This is a genomic window from Vibrio sp. Vb0304 (assembly GCF_033338995.1).
GTDB classification, from domain to species: domain Bacteria; phylum Pseudomonadota; class Gammaproteobacteria; order Enterobacterales; family Vibrionaceae; genus Vibrio; species Vibrio alginolyticus.
In genome coordinates, this window is record NZ_JAWOTT010000013.1 from 72,228 (window position 1) to 94,353 (window position 22,126).

The window sequence follows — 22,126 nt, forward strand, 5'->3', positions numbered from 1 at the left end:
TATGAAAACGGAGATTCATATGTCAGAGACGACTCAGGGCCCGACTCACTTTCGCTTGATGTCAAAGTTGAAGGCGATAGGGCCTTACCTGCGCGAACCACAATCGCAAGAAGGGCGCTATTATTTTGATTGTTTATCTGTATGTGTAGACGACAAAAAATCGCCTGAGAAGCGTGAATTTTGGGGCTGGTGGATGGATTTGGAATCCATCGAGGGAGGCTTTACTGCTAAATATCATATTGGCAAGTACAACAAAGAAGGGCAATGGGTATCTGAAGCCCTTCCCAAAAAAGTGGTAGAGGAAGTGTATCTCACGCAGAGCACATTCCATCAAAAGCTGGTTGATACTTTAGAAGAACACTTCAAATTAGAAGTCGAATATCACACGGAGTCTTTCGATTTCGCTTAATTTGGTTGTTTTCATTTAATACCAAACAAAAAGGTGCGAAAACGCACCTTTTCTCTTGTTAATTCCCTATTTGATTGTTAAAACATCCTCTCTTTATTTGTTTTTCACTTCAGAAGACATCATGACAACGAATCAACAAAATGCAGTTGTTTCACAACCACAAACTGTCGTTGTGAAACTGGGTACAAGTGTGCTGACAGGCGGCACTCTGGCACTCGACCGTGCACACATGGTTGAGTTAGCACGCCAGTGTGCTGAGCTTAAAAAACAAGGCCATTCAATCGTAATGGTTTCGTCTGGTGCGATTGCAGCAGGCCGTGAGCATCTTGGTTACCCCGCATTGCCCAACGAGATGGCGAGTAAGCAGTTACTTGCCGCGGTGGGGCAGAGTCGCTTGATTCAAACATGGGAGTCTTTGTTTGGTATTTATGGTATCAAGATTGGCCAAATGCTACTAACCCGTGCCGATTTAGAAGATCGTGAGCGATTCCTTAACGCGCGTGACACTATTAATGCGCTCGTTGCGAACGATATTGTTCCTATCGTAAACGAAAATGATGCCGTTGCGACTAGCGAGATTAAAGTTGGCGATAACGACAACCTTTCCGCTTTGGTAGGCATTTTATGTGGTGCAGATAAGCTCTTGCTTTTAACGGACCAAAAAGGTCTGTTTACTGCTGACCCTCGTAAAGATCCGAACGCAGAGCTTATCAAGGAAGTAAAAACCATCGACGATACGCTGCGTAAAATCGCAGGTGGAAGCGGTACAACATTGGGTACTGGTGGTATGGCAACGAAGCTGCAAGCCGCAGACATCGCTCGCCGCGCAGGTATCGAGGTTATTATTGCTGCTGGTAGTGCGCCGAATGTTATCTTTGACTCTTTAAGTGCTGAACCTCAGGGCACGCGCTTCCTACCTTGCGCTGAAGCCTTAGAGAACCGTAAACGCTGGATTCTAGCGGGACCTGCGGCATCGGGCGACATCGTTATTGATGATGGTGCAGTCAATGCTGTGGTCGGCAAGGGCAGTAGCCTACTTGCTAAAGGGGTCATCAAAGTTAGTGGTGACTTCGCACGAGGCGAAGTGGCGCGTGTAACAAACGCTCACGGTAAGTTGGTGGCTCGTGGCATCAGCGCCTACTCAAGTGATGACCTAACTAAAATTACTGGTAAACACAGTAAAGATATCATCTCTATTTTGGGGCATGATTATGGCTCTGAGGTGATTCACCGCGATGATTTGGTCGTCATTCAGGAATAGAATTAGAGGGAAGCAAAGTGGATTTAACGAATATGGGTAAAGCTGCTAAAGATGCAGCTTTCGAATTAGCGACAGCGTCAACTGCGCAAAAGAACCAAGCATTAGCCATCATTGCTGATGAGCTAGAAGCAAACTCTGCTGCTATTTTGGCGGCAAACGCTAAAGACATCGAACTTGGCCGTGAAGCGGGTTTAACCGATGCGCTGCTCGATCGCCTTTTGCTTAATGAAGAACGACTGACTGCAATTGCGAATGATGTTCGCAACGTCATTAGCTTGAACGATCCTGTAGGCAGCGAAATAGACAGTAAGGTACTGGAAAATGGGATGTCACTGTCTCGTCGTCGTGTGCCGCTTGGTGTCGTGGGCGTAATTTATGAAGCGCGTCCAAACGTAACCATTGATATTGCAGCGTTGTGCTTGAAAACCGGCAACGCAAGCATTTTACGTGGTGGCAAAGAGACCTTTTTCTCGAATATGGAATTAGTGAAGGTTATTCAGTCTGCGCTCGCAAAGGCGAACCTTCCAGCCGCTTCTGTGCAGTACATTGAAAAACCAGATCGTGAGCTTGTTTCTCAATTGCTTAAGTTGGACGATTACGTCGACATGATCATTCCACGCGGTGGTGCTGGCCTACACAAAATGTGTAAAGAAAACAGCACGATTCCGGTGATTATTGGTGGCTTTGGTATCAGCCATATCTTTGTCGACGAATCCGCTGATCTAGAGAAATCCCTGAATGTGGTTGAGAACTCTAAAGTTCAACGTCCATCTGCGTGTAACTCATTAGATACGCTGCTCGTGCATGAAAAAATTGCAGCGCAATTCCTACCAATGATCGTAGAGCGCATGAACGATAAAGTGACCTTCGTGACAGAGCCTAAGGCAAAAGCACTGATGGCTCAAGCAACACAAATTCGCGATGCTGTTGAAGGTGACTTTGATACGGAATGGTTGAGCTACACTCTTGGTGTAAAAGTTGTGTCTGATGTGAAAGATGCCATTGTTCATATGCGTGTCCATAACGCGAGCCACTCAGATGCGATCATGACCAATAGTTTGGAAAACTCAGAACTGTTCATCAATTCTGTCGGTTCGGCGGCGGTTTATGTGAATGCTTCAACGCGCTTTACAGACGGTGCGCAATTTGGCCTTGGCGCAGAAGTCGCAGTATCTACGCAAAAGCTACATGCACGCGGTCCGATGGGCTTAGAAGAGCTAACTAGCTACAAGTGGGTTGGTAAAGCGAACTACTTAGCACGCAGTTAACACATTCGACGAGATCTTGAGTGAAAAAGGGGCCTTTGCGCCCCTTTTTGTTTTGTCTAACATACCAATTCCGCTACACTACATGAGCTTTTATTTCGGTTTGAAAGCGTTATACCCAAATAGCTTTAATAGAATCCGTATAACCATGAACGCGTGGTTATCCGTGATTGCTCATGAGGTTATTTTGGTATAGATATGGAGGTGATATGCATTGTCCTTTTTGTTCCGAGAACGATACCAAAGTTATTGATTCCCGCTTAGTGGCTGATGGCCATCAAGTTCGACGTCGCCGTCAGTGCTTGGCGTGTAGCGAGCGTTTCACTACGTTTGAAAGCGCAGAGTTAGTGATGCCTAAAGTGATCAAATCGAATGGCAACCGTGAACCATTTGATGAAGATAAAATGGTTGGCGGTATTCAACGAGCTTTAGAGAAACGCCCAGTGAGTGCCGATTCTATAGAGTTAGCGATCAGTATGATCAAATCACAACTGCGTGCGACGGGTGAGCGAGAGGTTCCGAGTGAAATGATTGGTAATTTAGTCATGGACCAGCTCAAAGAGCTCGATAAGGTGGCTTACATTCGTTTCGCTTCCGTTTACCGCAGCTTTGAAGATATTCGCGAGTTTGGCGAAGAGATTGCCCGCCTAGAAGACTGAGTAGCTCATGACTCAACACACTCCTGAAAGCGCGTTTTCTGATTTAGATTTCGCCATGATGTCACGAGCTATTAAGTTAGCGAAACGTGGCATTTATACCACCGCCCCTAATCCAAATGTAGGGTGTGTCATCGTTCGTGATGAAGAAATTGTCGGTGAAGGCTATCACCATCGTGCTGGTGAGCCGCATGCCGAAGTGCACGCGATGCGCATGGCGGGTGAAAAAGCAGTTGGTGCAACCGCTTATGTGACGCTAGAACCTTGCTCTCATTACGGCCGTACACCGCCATGTGCCGAAGGGCTGATTAAAGCGAAAGTGGCACGCGTGGTTTGCGCCATGGTAGACCCAAACCCGAAAGTTGCAGGTCGCGGCATCCAGATGTTACGTGATGCCGGAATTGAAGTTCAAATCGGCTTGTTAGAGCAAGATGCCCTTGCCCTTAACCCTGGTTTTATAAAGTACATGCGTACAGGCATGCCGTTTGTTCAATTAAAAATGGCGGCCAGTTTGGATGGGCAAAGCGCACTCAATAATGGTCAGAGCCAATGGATCACCTCCCCAACGGCCCGCCAAGATGTGCAGCGTTATCGAGCAATGAGTGGTGGCATTCTTTCTACTAGCAAAACGGTGATTGATGATAATGCATCACTCAACGTGCGCTGGGATGACTTACCTAATAGTGTTCAAGCGCAGTATTTACAAGAAGAGCTTCGTCAACCAGTACGTGTAATCTTAGATCGTCAGAACCGTTTAACTGATGCGCTCAAGCTGTTCCATACCGATGGAGAGCGAGTTATTGTTCGCTCTGATGGAGACTGTATCCCTCTATTGGACAGCGCTGACCAAATTGACTTATCAACGACATTAAAACGTATCTCTGATGAGCACCATATCAATCACTTATGGGTTGAAGCTGGAGCTACGCTAGCGAGTGCGATGATAAAGGCTAATCTTGTAGATGAGCTCATTGTTTACCTTGCGCCAAAACTCATGGGCAGCGATGGTCGGGGGCTTATCGGTGCTTTAGGGTTAAGCGCTATGGCTGACGTCATAGATTTAAACATTACAGACGTTCGTATGGTTGGGGTAGACATTCGCATCACCGCCACCATAAAACGTAATGAAATTAGATAAGAAATAGTATGTTTACAGGAATAGTAGAAGCAGTTGGCAAGTTAGCTGCGATTACGCCGAAGGGCGAAGACATCACCGTCACGGTTGAAACGGGTACGCTTGATATGTCAGACGTTAAGTTAGGCGATAGCATTGCGACCAATGGTGTTTGCTTAACGGTAGTTGACTTCGGAAGCCACTATTACAGTGCTGATCTGTCATTAGAAACCTTGAAGAAAACGGGGTTTGCTGAATACCAAGTAGGCGATAAGGTGAATCTAGAAAAAGCCATGTTGCCAACAACGCGATTGGGTGGACATATCGTTTCTGGCCATGTCGATGGGGTTGGTGAAATTGTCGAACGCAATTCAGTTGGCCGTGCGATAGAGTTTTGGGTTGCAATGCCTGCGGAAATTAGCAAGTACGTTGCAGAGAAAGGCTCGATTACTGTTGATGGTATTAGCCTAACCGTCAACGACTTACGTAAAAATGCTTTTAAGCTGACGATCGTTCCTCATACGAGTGAAGAAACTACGATTGACCAGTTTCAAGTGGGGCGCAAAGTCAACTTGGAAGTTGATGTACTTGCGCGTTATATGGAGCGTTTACTGCAAGGACAACAAGAAGATAAGGCCGAGTCTCGTATCACGATGGACTTTTTACAGCAAAACGGTTTTGCATAAGTCTTGGGAGTGGCTGCGTGAGGCATGCGATAAAGAGCAGACTCACAGAACACCGCGAGATTCATTGACTTGCTTAATGCAAAGCTCAAACTATTGACCTAACTAGCATTCACTGCAACGTAATTTTTCATTGCTGTCGCAATAACAAATTTAGAATAACGGGATAACAGACTATGCCAATCAGTACGCCACAAGAAATTATTGATGATATTCGCGCAGGCAAAATGGTCATCCTAATGGATGATGAAGACCGCGAGAATGAAGGTGACTTGATCATGGCTGCCGAGCATATTACGCCGGAAGCCATCAACTTTATGGCAACCTATGGCCGTGGCCTGATTTGTTTAACCATGACCAAAGATCGTTGCGAAAGTCTAGGTCTGCCACCAATGGTGCAAGACAATAATGCGCAATACACCACCAACTTTACTGTTTCGATTGAGGCAGCAGAAGGGGTAACGACGGGTATTTCAGCCGCAGATCGCGCACGTACTGTTCAAGCAGCAGTCGCGCCAAACGCTAAAGCTGCGGATTTGGTGCAGCCTGGTCACATCTTCCCTCTCGCAGCTCAAGACGGCGGTGTACTGACTCGCGCAGGTCACACTGAAGCTGGCTGTGATTTGGCTCGTCTTGCTGGTTTAGAGCCAGCATCGGTGATTGTTGAGATCTTAAATGACGACGGCACCATGGCTCGTCGCCCAGATCTAGAGATCTTTGCAGAGAAGCACGGTATTAAATTGGGCACTATTGCCGACCTAATTGAGTACCGCAATAACACTGAGACAACGATTGAACGTGTGGCAGAGTGCAAGTTACCGACAGAGTTTGGCGAGTTCACGTTAGTCACGTACAAAGACACCATTGATAACCAAGTGCACTACGCAATGTGCAAGGGCGATTTGAAAGAAAAAGCGCCACTGGTTCGCGTTCATCTTCAAGACGTTTTTACCGACTTACTACGTAGCGATCGTAATGCAGAGCGCAGCTGGACACTAGATAAGGCAATGAAACGCATTGGTGAAGAGGGCGGTGTACTGGTTGTTCTTGGCCATGAAGAATCGACCGATCTACTTATTCATCGCGTGAAGATGTTCGAAGCGCAAGACAAAGGTGAAGCACCAACGCTTGCTAAAAAACAAGGCACGTCTCGCCGTGTTGGCGTTGGTTCACAGATTCTTGCGGATCTCGGTGTACATGATATGCGTCTTCTGTCATCGACCAACAAAAAGTACCACGCGTTAGGTGGTTTTGGTCTGAACGTTGTTGAGTACGTCTGCGAGTAACAACCGAACAATAAGTTCCTAGTCTTTGACGTGCTTAACTCGTCAATGGCTAGGAACCAGTGATTTGCCTCCAATTTCCATTAGATATTGCTCACAAATTTGTGCTAGAATCCGGCGATTCTCACTTGATGAACATATTTCACTTATAAATAGAGTTAAAGGAAAGCTTATGAAAGTGATCGAGGGTGGCTTCCCAGCGCCAAATGCAAAAATTGCTATCGTTATTTCTCGTTTCAACAGTTTTATTAACGAAAGCCTACTTTCTGGTGCGATCGATACACTAAAGCGTCACGGACAAGTAAGCGAAGACAACATCACGGTTGTGCGTTGTCCAGGTGCCGTAGAACTACCTCTAGTAGCTCAGCGTGTTGCTAAAACTGGCAAATTCGACGCTATTGTTTCTCTAGGGTCTGTTATTCGCGGTGGAACGCCTCACTTTGACTATGTTTGTAGTGAAATGAACAAAGGTCTAGCACAAGTGTCTATGGAATTCAGCATTCCAGTAGCATTTGGTGTTTTGACTGTTGATACGATCGATCAAGCGATTGAACGCGCAGGAACCAAGGCTGGTAATAAAGGTGCAGAGGCTGCACTAAGCGCACTTGAAATGATTAATGTACTATCTGAAATTGATTCCTAATGGGGGCCAGTGTGAAACCAGCCGCACGTCGTAACGCACGTCAATTCGCTCTACAGGCGATCTACTCATGGCAAATTACTAAAGAGAATGTTGCCAAGATTGAAGAACAGTTTTTGTCTGGCGACAAATACGATGAAGAAGAACTTCATGCATCTGAGCCAGCGCTTGCTGCTCCAGAGACAGACGTAGCTTACTTCCGTGAACTATTAAGCGGTGTTGTACTTAGCCACGCTGAGCTAGATAGCAAAATTCGTCCATACATCTCTCGTCCTATGCAGGATTTAGATATGATGGAACTTGCTCTTCTTCGCCTTGCTATGTACGAGATGACTCGTCGCGAAGATGTTCCTTACAAAGTTGTTATCAATGAAGCGATTGAACTTGCAAAAGTTTTCGCAGCAGAAGATAGCCACAAGTTTGTGAATGGTGTACTTGATAAAGCAGCACCTCACATTCGTAAGAAATAACGATTTCTTCAATGAAAAGGTCAGCACATGCTGACCTTTTTTGTATCAAAAGCTTTTACATCAAAAAGTAAGTGAATTATGTCTGGTGAATTTAATCTGATAGACAAATACTTCGTCGGTCGTCAGAGCCAACGTAAAGATGTCCATCTAGCCGCTGGTGATGATTGCGCTTTGGTCAAAGCGCCAGCTAATGTTCAGATTGCGATTAGCACGGATACATTGGTAGCTGGAACGCATTTCTTAGCCGACGCGAACCCAGCATGGGTCGCACACAAAGCATTGGCTTCTAACATCAGTGATTTGGCGGCGATGGGCGCAACGCCTGCGTGGGTGAGCTTTGCATTAACGATGCCTGAGCCAGATGAAGAATGGCTTGCACCTTTCTGTGATGCATTTTTCGAACTGGCTGATTACTATGGTATTCAGTTAATAGGCGGTGATACCACCAAAGGCCCATTGTGTCTGACACTGACGGTGCAAGGTTTTGTACCTGAAGACAAAGCGCTCACGCGATCCGGCGCCAAGCCTGGGGATTGGGTATACGTAACGGGAAACCTTGGCGATGCAAAAGCTGGCTTGGATGTGATTCTAGATGACTCTCTGCGCAGTAGAGCCGGCGCGGAAGCACTAGAGCGAGCTCATTACCTTAGTTCTCCTCGTGTGCTCGCTGGTCAGGCTCTGGTTGGCCTAGCCTCTTCGGCGATAGATATTTCAGATGGTTTAATCTCTGATATTAAGCACATTTTACAGCGATCTCAGGTTGGGGTGAGTATTGATGTCTCTCAGCTACCGATCTCTTCAGAATTAGTCCAGTTTTTAGATGATAAGATCAGCGCGCAGCAGTATGCTTTAGCAAGTGGCGAAGAATACGAGTTGTGTTTTACCGTGCCGGAGCAAAATCGAGGCTCGTTACAAAGCGCTTTATCTCATACTGGCTGTAAGGTCACATGTATTGGTCAAATCCGACCAAATGGAACCTTCGAGCTGCATGATAACAATCAACCACTTGATTGGGACTTAAGTGGCTTCGACCACTTTAAATGATCTGAGCTAAGCTCTAGCCAAGAGCCTGTTACTATTGAGCAACTCACAGGCATGACGATTGAAACCAAACTAGCAGTATAGGTTTAAGGATATGACCAACCCTCTTTCTCTGATTTCATTAAAGAACCCGTGGCATCTATTGGCGACGGGTTTTGGCAGTGGATTATCCCCGTTTATCCCTGGAACAATGGGCACACTGGCGGCCGTGCCTTTCTTTTTGTTGTTGGCACAATTACCATTTACGGCGTATGTCATTGTTGTTCTGATTTCGTGTGTGATCGGCATTCAAATATGCCAAGTGACCTCTGCAGACATGAAAGTTCATGATCATGGTTCAATCGTATGGGATGAGTTTGCAGGCTTTTGGATTACGATGAGCATTGTGCCTGCACTGAATATTCCACTCACTGAATGGAAGTGGTTGATCACTGGCTTCATCTTATTTCGTTTTTTCGATATGGTAAAACCTTGGCCAATTGGGTGGCTAGATAAGCGAGTTCATGGTGGGCTGGGTATTATGGTTGATGATATCGTGGCGGGAATTATGGCTGGTGTTGCCCTGTTTCTAGTCGCAAAATATGCGGGCTGGATGAATTAAACGTTGACCGTAAAAAAGGGATGCTATGAGCATCCCTTTTTACATTCTATTTTGCTAAATAATCCAAGATGGATTTTTCAACTCCTTTTGCATCGAGACCAAGCTCTTCATGCAGTTCATCTTGTGTTCCCTGATGAATAAACTCATCTGGTAAACCTAGGTTCAACACAGGTTTAATGATTTTATCTTTCATCATGAACTCAACGACACCCGCACCTGCACCACCTGCGATAACATTTTCTTCTAACGTCACGAGCACGTCATGATCTGCGGCTAATTGACGAATTAATGCTTCATCGAGCGGCTTCACAAAGCGCATATCAGCAACAGTGGCGTTAAGGTATTCTGCCGCTTCTAGCGCGTTACCCAAGAAAGTACCAAAGTTCAGAATAGCAACTTTTTCACCTTGGCGAACCATGCGCCCTTTACCGATTTCTAACGCTGTAAACTCAGTTTCGATTTCTACGCCCATGCCGCTACCACGAGGGTATCGAACCGCACTCGGGCCAGCATGTTTATGGCCAGTGTAAAGCATTTGTCGGCACTCGTTTTCGTCGCTTGGCGCCATGATCACCATGTTCGGAATACAGCGCATAAAGCTCAAATCGAACGCACCTTGGTGAGTTTGACCATCTGCGCCAACGAGACCTGCGCGGTCGATCGCAAACATCACTGGTAAGTCCATGATCGCGATGTCGTGGATCAATTGGTCATAACCACGTTGCAAGAAAGTCGAATAGATAGCAACGATTGGATGATCGCCCGCAATTGCCATGCCTGTTGCCAGTGTCACTGCGTGCTGCTCAGCAATCGCCACATCAAAGTATTGGTCTGGGTACTCTTTTGAGAAACGCACCATACCTGATCCTTCGCGCATTGCTGGCGTAATTGCCATTAGCTTAGGATCTTGGGCCGCCATGTCACATAAAAAGTCACCGAAGATCTTTGAGTAAGTTGGCTTACCGCCACTGCTCTTCGGCAGACAATTATGCGTTGGATCGAATTTAGGAACACCATGGTAGCCGATAGGATCTTTCTCGGCAGGCTCATAACCTTTGCCTTTCTTGGTCATGATGTGTAGGAATTGAGGGCCTTTGAGCTCACGCATGTTTTTTAGCGTTTTGACGAGTTCATTGACGTCGTGTCCATCAATCGGGCCAATGTAATTAAAGCCGAACTCTTCGAACAGAGTACCAGGCACTACCATGCCTTTGAGGTGTTCTTCCGTACGGCGAACCAACTCTTTAATAGGTGGAACACCAGACAACACTTTTTTACCGCCTTCACGGATAGAAGTGTACAAGCTGCCAGAAAGTACTTTCGCAAGGTGGTTATTCAGGGCGCCGACGTTTTCTGAAATCGACATTTCGTTGTCGTTCAAAATCACCAACATATCAGGATGAACGTCGCCAGCGTGGTTCATGGCTTCGAATGCCATGCCTGCTGTAATTGCGCCATCACCAATCACACTGACGATTTTGCGACCTTTACCTTCTTTTTGTGCGCTGATGGCCATGCCAAGACCTGCACTAATCGATGTCGAAGAGTGGCCGACAGATAAGGTGTCATATTCACTTTCTTCACGCCAAGGGAAAGGGTGTAGACCATCCTTTTGGCGAATTGTTGGCATTTTATCGCGACGTCCGGTGAGGATTTTGTGCGGGTAAGCCTGATGACCAACATCCCAGATCAATTTGTCGATAGGGGTGTTGTAAACATAATGCAGAGCGACAGTTAGCTCTACGGTGCCTAAGCCAGACGCTAAGTGTCCGCTAGATTGGCTCACTGAATTTAGCAGATACGTTCGCAGTTCATCACACAGATTTGGTAATGTTTCTTTCGGAAGAAGACGTAATTCTTCCGGTGTATTTGCTAACGCCAGTGTTGGGTACTTTGAAATATCAAGAGTCATATAAATGCGCGCTTATAGTGTTAATTTTTGCGCTCGATGACATATCGGGCGAACTCTTCGAGTAACTGAGTATTGTATGGGATAGCTTCCAATGCTTGAAGTGCTTCCTGTAACAGAGTGTGAGCTTTCTCTATGGCTCCCTCTAAACCCAGCAGGGAAGGATAAGTGCTCTTATTCAGACCTTGGTCGGAACCTTGAGGCTTACCCAGTGTTTCTGTGTCACTGATGATATCAAGAATATCGTCTTGAACCTGAAACGCCAAACCAATTGCTTTTGAGTAGCGCTCCAAGTGAGGTAGAACCTCGATACCTTTCTCACCAGCAGCTAATGCACCTAATTTTACCGCACAATCAATCAGAGCTCCGGTTTTTTTACGGTGTATCTCTTCCATTTCTTCAAGAGAAGCTTGGCGATTTTCCGCGCCTAAATCTAAGGCTTGCCCTACACACATGCCGCTGGCACCAGAGGAATGCGCTAAGGCTTTGATCATGTTGATGCGTTGAGCTTCTGCCGCCGGGCTTAATTGACCATCAGCAATAATAGTGAAGGCAAGGGTTTGTAGTGCATCACCTGTCAGTATTGCGGTTGCTTCATCAAACTTAATATGACAAGTTGGTTGACCTCGACGCAGTTCATCATCGTCCATGGCTGGCAGATCATCATGAATGAGTGAGTAGGCATGTATACATTCGATAGCAGCGGCGGGGGTGTCTAAGTCTTCAGGTTTACAGCCGAGCATTTGACCTGTGATGTAAACAAGAAAAGGGCGAACGCGTTTCCCACCTAGCAAAAGGCCGTATTTCATTGCTTGAATCAATGGCTGCTCTTGATATGGAAGCTGATCGAGCCACAAATTCAATTGCTGATTGTTTCTTTGTTGAAAAGACGTCAATGTCTGTTGCATCACATTGCTCACTACTGATTGTTATTCTGAATCTGGTTTGAAGTCACTCAGTGGTGCTTCATCATCTTCACTAAGAAGAATGCTCACGCGCTGTTCGGCGTCGCTTAATTTAGTTTGGCCTGCACGAGCTAAGGCAATGCCTCGTTCAAACTTACGCAGGGCATCATCTAGAGCAAGATCGCCATTTTCTAATTGATCAACCAAGCTATCAAGCTCTTCAATGGTTGCTTCAAAGGTCATGTTTTCTGGTTTCTTGACCGCCATCTTTTTTCTGCCTTAATCAAGCCTCGGGTAAGATGCACGAAAGTTACCTTAGCCTAGTAATTTGGTCAAATTTAACCTTATATAATTGTCACAAAATTAGCGTTCAACGAGTCTAAGCGATGAAACCCCATATTTTGGTTGAGGTTGTTAAGTGTAATTTGTGATCCATTAGCTAAGATTTTTCTAAAAATTCTGCGCGAGTTGTCGATACAGGTAATAATCCGCCCAATGGCAGTATTTGAGTATAGCGTGAGGAGTGCTTTGTGGATTTAGCAACCCTATTAGGTTTGATTGGTGGTTTTGCATTCGTCATTATGGCGATGGTGCTTGGTGGCAGCATCGGCATGTTTGTCGATGTCACGTCGATCCTTATTGTCGTTGGCGGCTCAATATTCGTCGTGTTGATGAAGTTCACAATGGGACAGTTTTTTGGTGCGACAAAGATTGCTGGCAAAGCCTTCATGTTTAAAGCGGATGAACCCGAAGACCTGATCGCAAAAATTGTGGAAATGGCCGATGCGGCGCGTAAAGGTGGTTTTCTTGCTCTTGAAGAGATGGAAATAAACAACACATTCATGCAGAAAGGCATTGATCTACTGGTTGATGGCCATGATGCCGACGTTGTGAGAGCGGCACTCAAAAAAGACATCGCGCTTACGGATGAACGACATACGCAAGGTACTGGCGTATTTCGCGCCTTTGGCGACGTTGCTCCTGCGATGGGAATGATTGGCACCTTGGTTGGTCTTGTTGCGATGCTTTCAAACATGGATGACCCTAAAGCGATTGGACCAGCAATGGCCGTTGCACTCTTGACCACATTGTATGGCGCGATCCTGTCCAATATGGTGTTTTTCCCTATTGCGGATAAGCTTTCTCTTCGCCGTGACCAAGAAACGCTAAATCGCCGTTTGATCATGGATGGCGTATTAGCGATTCAAGATGGCCAAAACCCGCGAGTGATCGATAGTTACTTGAAGAACTACCTCAATGAAGGTAAACGTGCCCTTGAGATTGACGAGTAACTTGGAGAGTAGTGATGGATGATGAAGATAACAAATGCGATTGTCCGCCACCCGGTCTCCCGTTATGGATGGGGACATTCGCGGACTTAATGTCGCTACTGATGTGTTTCTTTGTTCTTCTACTCTCGTTTTCTGAGATGGATGTACTGAAGTTCAAACAAATTGCAGGATCAATGAAATTTGCCTTCGGTGTGCAAAATCAGCTTGAAGTGAAAGACATTCCCAAAGGTACTAGCATTATTGCCCAAGAGTTTCGACCGGGTCGGCCGGAACCAACTCCGATTGATGTCATCATGCAGCAAACCATGGACATCACTCAGCAGACGCTCGAATTTCATGAAGCGGAGTCTGATCGAGCTGGTGGCACAAAACGTGATGAAGGCAAGTTAACGGGTGGGCAATCGCCAGAAACGTCAACTCAAAACAATGAATCTGCCGAAGCGGACATGCAGCAACAGCAATCTAAAGAGATGTCGCAAGAGATGGAAACCTTGATGGAAAGCATCAAGAAAGCCTTAGAGCGAGAGATTGAACAAGGCGCCATTGAAGTTGAAAACCTCGGTCAGCAGATTGTTATACGTATGCGTGAAAAAGGTGCATTCCCAGAAGGTTCGGCCTTCTTGCAGCCTAAGTTTCGCCCTTTAGTTCGTCAGATTGCAGAGCTAGTAAAAGATGTGCCAGGCATTGTTCGAGTATCTGGCCATACAGACAATCGACCGCTAGATTCGGAACTTTATCGTTCTAACTGGGATCTCTCTTCTCAGCGCGCAGTATCAGTCGCGCAAGAGATGGAGAAAGTGAGAGGCTTCTCTCATCAACGTTTAAGAGTACGAGGCATGGCGGATACGGAGCCCTTGTTACCGAATGATTCTGATGACAATCGCGCACTTAACCGACGGGTTGAAATCAGCATTATGCAAGGCGAGCCTCTCTACAGTGAAGAAGTGCCGGTAATTCAATAACTAGGCTTTAGTTTTAAGTCAGTAAAGAGACAAGAAAGCGAGCAGATTGCTCGCTTTTTTTGTTTTTCCAATCCGCTTGGGTGTATAATCTTGCGCCTTAAAAGTGAGCTCAGACTACTTTTTGTGACTGAAACGCGGTTTTACTGCGTATGAAGTATTGAAGTTGAGTGCACTCTTTGTTGATTGCGAAACTAACCTGCGAATTAGACTATGAAATTTATTGTAAAGCCCCATCCAGAAATTTTTGTAAAAAGTGAATCTGTGCGTAAGCGCTTCACAAAGATTTTAGAGTGCAACATTCGTAACATCATTAAGAGCCGCACGGAGTCTGTCGCGGTATTTAACCGTCGTGATCACATTGAAGTGACCTCTGAGAGTAACGAATTCCACGCTGAAGTTCTTGAGGTTTTGACTCATACACCAGGCATTCACCACGTACTGGAAGTGAAGCAAACTGAATTTAAAGACTTGCACGATATTTTCGAGCAAGTGCTAGAACTCAACCGTGCTGCACTCGAAAATAAAACCTTTGTTGTACGTGCGAAGCGTCGTGGCAAGCATGACTTTACCTCCATTGAACTAGAGCGTTATGTAGGCGGTGGTTTAAATCAAGCGATTGAAAGCGCTAGTGTTAAGCTACGAAACCCAGACGTGACGATCAAGGTAGAAGTCTCGAACGACAAGCTAAACCAAGTATTGTCTCGTCATAAAGGCCTAGGTGGTTTCCCTCTGGGTACGCAAGAAGACGTGTTAAGCCTGATCTCGGGTGGTTTCGATTCTGGTGTTTCAAGCTATCTTCATATCAAGCGTGGTTCAAAAGTACATTACTGCTTCTTTAACTTAGGTGGTCCAGCACACGAAATCGGCGTTAAGCAGGTTTCTCACTACCTATGGAACAAATACGGTTCTTCAGCAAAAGTACGTTTTATCTCAGTTGATTTCGAGCCTGTGGTTGCGGAAATCCTAGAGAAAGTCGATGACGGCCAAATGGGCGTGATCTTGAAGCGTATGTTTATGCGTGCAGCAGGCATGATCGCTCAGAAGATGAAGATCGAAGCATTGGTAACAGGTGAAGCACTAGGTCAAGTATCGAGCCAAACGCTAACCAATCTACGCCACATCGATAACGTAACTGACACGCTGATTCTGCGTCCACTTATCAACTGGGATAAAGAAGACATCATCAATCTAGCACGTGAAATCGGCACAGAAGATTTCGCCAAGACAATGCCAGAATACTGTGGTGTTATCTCTAAGAAGCCAACCGTGAAAGCGGTGAAAGGCAAGCTAGAAGCTGAAGAAGAGAAATTCGACTTTAGTATCCTTGAGCAAGTGGTTCAAGAAGCTCGCATGATGGACATTCGTGATATCGCGAAAGAGTCTGAGCAAGCCGCACCAGAAGTAGAGCAAGTTCAAGCGGTAGAAGAGCACGCGGTTGTGCTAGATATTCGTAGTCCTGAAGAGGAAGACGATAACCCACTTGAAATCGAAGGTGTGGATGTGAAACATATCCCTTTCTACAAGCTGGGTACACAGTTTGGTGACTTAGACCAGTCTAAGACATACTTACTTTACTGTGACCGCGGTGTGATGAGCCGTCTGCAAGCGCTTTACTTGCAAGAGCAAGGCTTCAGCAACGTAAAAGTTTACCGTCCATAGCTGACTGATAAAATACGTTAAAAGGCGCAAATTGAGACATCAATTTGCGCCTTTTTTGTTTTTGATCGCGTTACAGACAACCATTACTTAGCATAATGTTGAGGCTTATCGCAAAGCCATACACTTTGTGTTGATATAACGATAATTAATCCGAAAGAAGAGTAATAAAGTGATATTGCTGCCAGATATGCGGATGAGATTTTTGATAGATAAAAAAACACCGCCTAATTTAGGCGGTGTAACAAATTTGACAGACAGGTCAAAAATAAATACAGGAAGTATATGTTTTGTCACAGGGAGTGTGGACAAAACATTATGGTAGAAATCTACCTAACTCGAAATACGAGTTTGCAAACACAACATCGCAACAACGAAGCCAATTGATTTCCAAAGAAATCAAGCCGTTCAGGCCCGTGTTGCGGGGTGAAATATAGAATTTATCTGGCTGTTCGACAACGGACATTTTATAATGTTTCAGATTAAAAAAACTAATCCTATTAGAGGTCCCATATGTCTCGCAGATTGCCTCCATTAAATTCGCTTCGAGTCTTCGAAGCGGCTGCTCGTCATCTCAGTTTTACACGAGCAGCAGAAGAGTTATTTGTTACTCAAGCCGCGGTCAGTCACCAGATTAAAGCGCTTGAAGAGTTCTTATCATTGAAGCTCTTCCGTCGACGTAATCGTTCTTTGTTGTTAACAGAAGAAGGCCAAAGTTACTTTCTCGATATCAAAGATATTTTCACCTCGATTGCGGAAGCGACAGATAAGGTGTTGGAACGTAGCGAAAAAGGGGCATTGACGATTAGCCTACCGCCGAGTTTTGCTATCCAATGGCTTGTACCTCGTTTGGCCGATTTTAATGCTCAAGAGCCCGATATCGATGTACGTATTAAAGCCGTAGATATGGATGAAGGCTCACTGACTGATGATGTTGATGTGGCGATCTACTATGGCCGTGGGAACTGGCCAGGTTTGCGAGCAGATAAATTGTACCAAGAGTTTTTGATCCCACTTTGTTCACCTTCATTACTTTTGGGTAACAAACCATTAGAATCTTTAAGTGACCTCAAATTACATACTTTGTTACACGATACTTCGCGTAAAGACTGGAAGCAGTTTGCTCGTCATTACAACATTGAAGGCATCAACGTAAACCACGGTCCTATTTTTAGTCACTCAACGATGGTGCTACAGGCTGCTGCGCACGGTCAGGGGGTCGCGCTCGGTAACAACGTACTCGCCAAACCTGAAATGGAAGCCGGACGACTCATTGCACCATTCGACGAGGTGTTGATATCTAAGAATGCATTCTATGTGGTGTGTCATGAACAGCAGGCAGATATGGGCCGAATCGCAACGTTTAGAGACTGGATGTTAGCAACCGCGAGAAAAGAACAAGAGGAAGTATTGGATGAATCACTGGATAGCTGAGGGGCCTGAAAACGGACCGCTGTTTATTTTTGCTCACGGCGCAGGTGCGGGGATGGAGCATGACTTCATGACAGCTGTCGCCAAAGGATTAGTGGAGCAAGGTATTCGTGTAGTGCGTTTTAATTTCCCTTACATGGTGAAACGTTCGGAAGATGGCAAAAAGCGTCCGCCCGATCGCGCGCCAAAGTTGCTCGAAGCATACAGCGAAGTGATCGCTCACTTTACTTCTTCTCCCGTGGTTATTGGTGGTAAGTCAATGGGCGGTCGTATGTCGAGCTTGTTGGCTGAAAATGAGCTGGTGGCGGGCATTGCCTGTTTAGGGTTTCCATTTCACCCACCAGGAAAGCCAGAGAAATACAAAGGCGAGCACTTAGCAACCATTGAGAAACCTACGCTGATTCTGCAAGGGGAACGAGACACCTTTGGTAAGCGTGAGGAATTCGATGATTTCGTCCTTTCGTCACAAGTAACGGTGAGCTTTTTACCTGATGGTGACCACAGCTTCAAACCGCGCAAGATCTCAGGTCATACTGAAGTGGGTAACATTGCACTCGCGATAGAGCAGTTAGCGGCGTTTATAAAAGAGGTGTACAGTGAAAAGTAAGTGGTTACTCTCATTCTCTGGATTGTCTGGGCTGATTTCGGTCGCTCTTGGAGCATTTGCTGCTCATGGGCTAAAAGCGACACTGGCCCCTTATTTGCTCGGTGTATTTGAGACCGGAGTTCTGTATCAATTTATTCACACGTTGGCGATTGTGTTTTGTGCCATTCTGCTTCTGCTCAATTTGGGACAAAAAGCACAAAAATATTTTTTCATTGCGGCGATTTGCTTTATTATCGGCATCTTTTGTTTTAGCGGCAGTCTTTACGCGCTGGCGCTGACGGGCATTAAGTGGTTTGGGCCAATTACTCCTGTGGGAGGATTACTGTTCATGATTGGTTGGTGTCTGTTCTTTTTTGCTGCGTTCAATATCAAAGAGGTCTCCAAGTGAAACAACTAATGCTCTATTGCCGTTCTGGCTTTGAGAAAGAGTGTGCTGGTGAAATTCAGGACAAAGCGACACAGTTGGAAGTGTATGGCTTCCCTCGTGTGAAGAGAAACTCAGGTTATGTTGTCTTCGAGTGCTACCAAGATGGAGATGCCGACAAACTTGCGAGAGGTTTAGACTTTAAGTCTTTAATTTTTGCTCGACAAATGTTTGCGGTAGCAGCTGAGTTTCAATCGTTGCCAAGTGATGACCGAATTAGTCCAATTCTGAATGAACTAGCAGACATCGAAGCATTCCCTCGTTGTGGTGATTTGAGAATTGAAACGCCAGATACAAATGAAGCGAAAGAGCTACTGAAATTCTGCCGTAAGTTTACCGTCCCAATGCGTCAAGCGTTGCGCGGTAAAGGCTTAATGCTGAACAAAGATAACGCGAAAAAACCAGTACTGCACATTTGCTTTGTTGAGCCTGGCCACTGTTACGTTGGTTACTCTTACACTGACAACAACTCACAGTTCTTCATGGGTATCCCTCGCCTTAAATTCCCAGCAGACGCCCCAAGTCGTTCAACACTTAAACTGGAAGAAGCATTTCATGTCTTTATTCCACGTGAAGAGTGGGATGAGCGTTTGGCACCAGGTATGTGGGGTGTGGATTTAGGTGCATGTCCAGGCGGTTGGACGTACCAATTAGTGAAGCGCTCAATGTTCGTTCACTGCGTTGATAACGGCATGATGGCAGACAGTTTGATGGAAACTGGCCAGATCAAGCACCATATGGTGGATGGTTTTAAGTTCGAACCAGACCGCAAGAACGTAACATGGATTGTTTGTGACATGGTGGAAAAGCCAGCTCGTGTTGCTCACCTGATGGGACAGTGGCTGTTAAAAGGTTGGGCAAAAGAGGCCATCTTTAACCTTAAGCTGCCAATGAAAGGGCGTTATGACGAAGTGCTGCAAGACCTTGAAAATCTGAAGCAGTTCCTCATTGATAATAAGGTAAAGTTCAAGCTACAAGCTAAACATTTGTATCATGATCGTGAAGAAATCACGATTCATATCCAATGTCTGTCGAATATTTCACCTTACTAACTTTATTCCCCGAGTCTTTTGGGAATAGTGATTAGAATAGAAAAAGCGCCTTCAAATGGCGCTTTTTTAATATCTGAGGGTTTCATGGTGTGAAACTACCATCGGACACTACTCCGCTTTGTTTGGCCCTAAAAAGCGAATATCTTGCAAGTTAAAGCCTAGTTCGATGTCGCACTTTAAAGCGGCGACGCGTTTACATAAACGAGCAGACTCAATGTGCTCATCCAATTTTATACGGTATTTCGGTACGAGATCTTCACTAGCGTAGGCAGCTTCAATACTCTCAAACTGAGTGAGAATCTCTTTCGCTGTTTTCGGGCCAATTCCAGGTACGCCCGGAACCTGGCTAGAGCTTATCCCTGTTAATCCCCAGTAATCCGCTAGTTGATTTGGTTTTACGCCGAACTCTTTTTCGATAAATGGTTCATCTAACCAACGATGTTGGAAATAATCACGGATTTGTAGGGTAGGGGAAAGTAGCTGGCAGTAACCTTTGTCTGTGGAAACGATGGTGACTTTTTCACCATGGCTGGCCACTTTCGTTGCGAGTGTAGCAACCAAATCATCTGCTTCATCGCCTTCAGAAAGCAATGAATCAATACCTTGCTCCCACCACGCTTGTTGAATCGCATCTAACCCTTGCAGTAGTGGCTGAGGCATTGGTTTTCGGTTTTGCTTATAGTCAGGGAGAATTTCAGCGCGCCAACCTCTGTCTTGTTCGTGGTGATCAAAAACCGCGATGATGTGTGTCGGGTTGGCCTCTGACAGAATGCGAGTGAGGGTTCTTTGCGTTGTGGTTATGGTTCTTGCTATGTCGGTTGGATCTGGTTGTGCTGAGTGCACTCGGCGGATCAGGTTTAGGGCATCAATGATAACAAGATGAATAGACATAATGACTTAGCAATAAAAAGGGGCGTAATGCCCCTAGTGTAACGAATGCTAGCCTGACTATCGACCACCAATTTCCGGGTGAGCGATTCGATAACACGGTTCGTAGTCTGAACCGCCAGGTAATTTCATTCGGTGCTGTTCGACAAAGTCTTTTAGCAACTTATCGAGTTTTTTCATGAGGACTGCGTCGCCATGAATGGTGAAAGGCCCTCTACGTTCTATTTCTCGAATGCCTTCAGCCTTTACGTTACCTGCCACTATGCCAGAGAAGGCTTGACGCAAGTTGGCCGCTAAAACTTGCGGTTCTTGATCTAGGCTTAAATCCAATTGTTCCATCGACTCATGAGTAGGCTCGAATGGCAGTTGGAAGTTTGGCTCAATTTTCAATGACCAGTTAAAGCTGTACGCATCGCCTTTCTCTTTTCGGTGAAGGCGTACCGAGTCCATGGAGCGTTTCATAATACGAGCGACTTCTGCCGGGTCGTCAATGATGATCTCGTAGTGCTTTTGCCCTTCCTCACCAAGTGTGTCGCGAATGAACTCATCAATAGAGCGGAAGTACTCTTCACTCTCTTTTGGTCCTGTTAATACGATAGGCATTGGTTGATCGGCGTTATCCGGGTGCATCATGATGCCAAGAATGTACAGTAGCTCTTCCGCTGTGCCCGGGCCTCCTGGGAAAATAACGATACCATGAGCCATACGGACGAAAGCTTCCAAGCGCTTTTCGATGTCGGGCATGATGACCAGTTCATTTACTATTGGGTTTGGTGGCTCGGCAGCAATAATCGAGGGTTCGGTTAAACCAAGATAACGTTGCTGAGTATAACGTTGCTTTGCGTGCCCAATTGCTGCACCTTTCATCGGCCCTTCCATTGCGCCAGGGCCGCAACCTGTACAGATGTTAAGTTCACGCAGGCCCAGTTCGTTACCCACTTCACGTGTGTACTGATACTCCACTCCATTGATAGAGTGACCACCCCAACATACGACAAGATTCGGTGCGATACCTGGAGTTAATGCTCTGGCATTACGAAGAATGCCGAACACGAGGTTCGTAATGTGAATTGGGTTAGTAAGGTTGAGCCGTTGGGCGTCTGCCAAATGCATGTTTACGTAAACGATATCACGCAATACGGAGAACAGATGCTCTTGGATACCTTTAATTATTTCGCCGTCAACAAAAGCGTGCTCTGGCGGATTAGTCAGCTCAAGCTTAATACCACGCTCACGACGCACGACGTTGACATCAAACGATTGGTATTTATCGAGCAGTTCTTTCGAGTTATCGGTATGGCTACCGGAGTTCAACACCGCTAATGTGCAATTACGGTACAGCTGATAAAGTTCACTCGAGGCTGTGTTCTTTAAGCGCTCTACTTCTAGTTGAGATAGCAAGTCCATGCTACCAGCGGGGCTTATATGGGTAATCATAACGCCTCCTTGTGTTGCATTAATTTGAGGGAAAGTACCAACTTACCTTTTTGGTGTTATACGTATGGTTTGATGAAAGGTAGTTGGCCGATTTGGTTTTATGGTTATCAACTCCCAAGCAACCTCAAGATGATACATTT

The 22,126-nt window shown here is 45.7% G+C and carries 23 protein-coding genes; 18 read left to right on the forward strand and 5 right to left on the reverse strand.

Annotated elements, in window-relative coordinates; genetic code table 11:
- Window positions 1-19: 19 nt before the first annotated feature.
- The 11 genes from crl (at window position 20) to pgpA (ending at window position 9,423) form a co-directional block, all read left to right on the forward strand.
- Window positions 20-409, forward strand: a complete 390-nt coding sequence (gene crl / locus R7P35_RS16045) for a sigma factor-binding protein Crl (RefSeq protein ID WP_005381584.1) — start codon at window positions 20-22, stop codon at window positions 407-409.
- Between the two features lie 121 nt (window positions 410-530).
- Entirely contained in the window at window positions 531-1,670 is a 1,140-nt protein-coding gene (gene proB, locus R7P35_RS16050; RefSeq protein WP_005383771.1) for a glutamate 5-kinase, read from the forward strand.
- 17 nt (window positions 1,671-1,687) lie between these two features.
- Window positions 1,688-2,938, forward strand: coding sequence for a glutamate-5-semialdehyde dehydrogenase (locus R7P35_RS16055; protein ID WP_025768889.1), 1,251 nt, complete (start codon window positions 1,688-1,690; stop codon window positions 2,936-2,938).
- Between the two features lie 206 nt (window positions 2,939-3,144).
- Entirely contained in the window at window positions 3,145-3,594 is a 450-nt protein-coding gene (nrdR, locus tag R7P35_RS16060; RefSeq protein WP_005381578.1) for a transcriptional regulator NrdR, read from the forward strand.
- A gap of 7 nt (window positions 3,595-3,601) precedes the next feature.
- The gene (gene ribD, locus R7P35_RS16065) at window positions 3,602-4,729 is read left to right on the forward strand and encodes a bifunctional diaminohydroxyphosphoribosylaminopyrimidine deaminase/5-amino-6-(5-phosphoribosylamino)uracil reductase RibD (protein ID WP_025768890.1); all 1,128 of its coding nucleotides are present in this window, start codon (window positions 3,602-3,604) and stop codon (window positions 4,727-4,729) included.
- A gap of 8 nt (window positions 4,730-4,737) precedes the next feature.
- Entirely contained in the window at window positions 4,738-5,391 is a 654-nt protein-coding gene (locus R7P35_RS16070) for a riboflavin synthase (protein WP_005381574.1), read from the forward strand.
- Between the two features lie 173 nt (window positions 5,392-5,564).
- Window positions 5,565-6,674, forward strand: coding sequence for a bifunctional 3,4-dihydroxy-2-butanone-4-phosphate synthase/GTP cyclohydrolase II (gene ribBA, locus R7P35_RS16075; RefSeq protein WP_005381573.1), 1,110 nt, complete (start codon window positions 5,565-5,567; stop codon window positions 6,672-6,674).
- A gap of 169 nt (window positions 6,675-6,843) precedes the next feature.
- The gene (ribE, locus tag R7P35_RS16080; RefSeq protein ID WP_005381572.1) at window positions 6,844-7,314 is read left to right on the forward strand and encodes a 6,7-dimethyl-8-ribityllumazine synthase; all 471 of its coding nucleotides are present in this window, start codon (window positions 6,844-6,846) and stop codon (window positions 7,312-7,314) included.
- Complete coding sequence (gene nusB / locus R7P35_RS16085; protein ID WP_005381571.1) at window positions 7,314-7,781, forward strand: transcription antitermination factor NusB; 468 nt, start codon at window positions 7,314-7,316, stop codon at window positions 7,779-7,781. The genes ribE and nusB overlap by 1 nt, the downstream gene beginning before the upstream one ends.
- Before the next feature lie 78 nt (window positions 7,782-7,859).
- Window positions 7,860-8,825, forward strand: coding sequence for a thiamine-phosphate kinase (gene thiL, locus R7P35_RS16090; protein ID WP_005381570.1), 966 nt, complete (start codon window positions 7,860-7,862; stop codon window positions 8,823-8,825).
- 91 nt (window positions 8,826-8,916) lie between these two features.
- Window positions 8,917-9,423: a phosphatidylglycerophosphatase A gene (gene pgpA / locus R7P35_RS16095; RefSeq protein WP_005381569.1), complete on the forward strand. Its 507-nt coding sequence runs from the start codon at window positions 8,917-8,919 to the stop codon at window positions 9,421-9,423.
- A 46-nt stretch (window positions 9,424-9,469) separates the two neighbouring features.
- Here pgpA and dxs read toward each other — a convergent pair whose 3' ends face one another.
- From dxs to xseB, 3 genes are read right to left on the reverse strand one after another with little or no spacing between them, the layout of a single operon-like run.
- On the reverse strand, window positions 9,470-11,335 hold the full coding sequence (gene dxs, locus R7P35_RS16100; protein ID WP_025768891.1) for a 1-deoxy-D-xylulose-5-phosphate synthase: 1,866 nt from the start codon (window positions 11,333-11,335) through the stop codon (window positions 9,470-9,472).
- A 20-nt stretch (window positions 11,336-11,355) separates the two neighbouring features.
- On the reverse strand, window positions 11,356-12,240 hold the full coding sequence (gene ispA / locus R7P35_RS16105; RefSeq protein WP_025768892.1) for a (2E,6E)-farnesyl diphosphate synthase: 885 nt from the start codon (window positions 12,238-12,240) through the stop codon (window positions 11,356-11,358).
- Between the two features lie 21 nt (window positions 12,241-12,261).
- The gene (xseB, locus tag R7P35_RS16110; protein ID WP_005381566.1) at window positions 12,262-12,504 is read right to left on the reverse strand and encodes an exodeoxyribonuclease VII small subunit; all 243 of its coding nucleotides are present in this window, start codon (window positions 12,502-12,504) and stop codon (window positions 12,262-12,264) included.
- A gap of 263 nt (window positions 12,505-12,767) precedes the next feature.
- On the opposite strand from xseB, the gene pomA reads away from it, so the two are divergent.
- The 7 genes from pomA (at window position 12,768) to rlmM (ending at window position 19,661) form a co-directional block, all read left to right on the forward strand.
- Window positions 12,768-13,529 carry a flagellar motor protein PomA gene (pomA, locus tag R7P35_RS16115; protein ID WP_005381564.1) on the forward strand — a complete coding sequence of 254 codons (762 nt, stop codon included), beginning with the start codon at window positions 12,768-12,770 and terminating at the stop codon, window positions 13,527-13,529.
- A gap of 14 nt (window positions 13,530-13,543) precedes the next feature.
- Window positions 13,544-14,491 (forward strand): flagellar motor protein MotB, encoded by a 948-nt coding sequence (locus R7P35_RS16120; RefSeq protein WP_025768893.1) that lies wholly within the window; start codon window positions 13,544-13,546, stop codon window positions 14,489-14,491.
- Window positions 14,492-14,701: 210 nt separating this feature from the next.
- Window positions 14,702-16,150: a tRNA uracil 4-sulfurtransferase ThiI gene (gene thiI / locus R7P35_RS16125; RefSeq protein WP_005383617.1), complete on the forward strand. Its 1,449-nt coding sequence runs from the start codon at window positions 14,702-14,704 to the stop codon at window positions 16,148-16,150.
- A 510-nt stretch (window positions 16,151-16,660) separates the two neighbouring features.
- Window positions 16,661-17,581, forward strand: a complete 921-nt coding sequence (locus R7P35_RS16130) for a transcriptional regulator GcvA (protein ID WP_005383616.1) — start codon at window positions 16,661-16,663, stop codon at window positions 17,579-17,581.
- A complete protein-coding gene (locus R7P35_RS16135; protein ID WP_005383614.1) occupies window positions 17,562-18,185 on the forward strand; it encodes an alpha/beta fold hydrolase in 624 nt (207 codons plus the stop codon). Before R7P35_RS16130 ends, R7P35_RS16135 begins: the two co-directional genes overlap by 20 nt.
- Complete coding sequence (locus R7P35_RS16140; RefSeq protein WP_025768894.1) at window positions 18,175-18,573, forward strand: DUF423 domain-containing protein; 399 nt, start codon at window positions 18,175-18,177, stop codon at window positions 18,571-18,573. The genes R7P35_RS16135 and R7P35_RS16140 overlap by 11 nt, the downstream gene beginning before the upstream one ends.
- Window positions 18,570-19,661: a 23S rRNA (cytidine(2498)-2'-O)-methyltransferase RlmM gene (rlmM, locus tag R7P35_RS16145; protein ID WP_017820611.1), complete on the forward strand. Its 1,092-nt coding sequence runs from the start codon at window positions 18,570-18,572 to the stop codon at window positions 19,659-19,661. Before R7P35_RS16140 ends, rlmM begins: the two co-directional genes overlap by 4 nt.
- 108 nt (window positions 19,662-19,769) lie before the next feature.
- On the opposite strand, the gene xni is transcribed toward rlmM, so the two are convergent.
- Window positions 19,770-20,552 (reverse strand): flap endonuclease Xni, encoded by a 783-nt coding sequence (gene xni, locus R7P35_RS16150; protein ID WP_169628724.1) that lies wholly within the window; start codon window positions 20,550-20,552, stop codon window positions 19,770-19,772.
- Between the two features lie 57 nt (window positions 20,553-20,609).
- Window positions 20,610-21,986, reverse strand: a complete 1,377-nt coding sequence (gene ppnN / locus R7P35_RS16155; protein WP_005383611.1) for a nucleotide 5'-monophosphate nucleosidase PpnN — start codon at window positions 21,984-21,986, stop codon at window positions 20,610-20,612.
- Window positions 21,987-22,126: the final 140 nt, after the last annotated feature.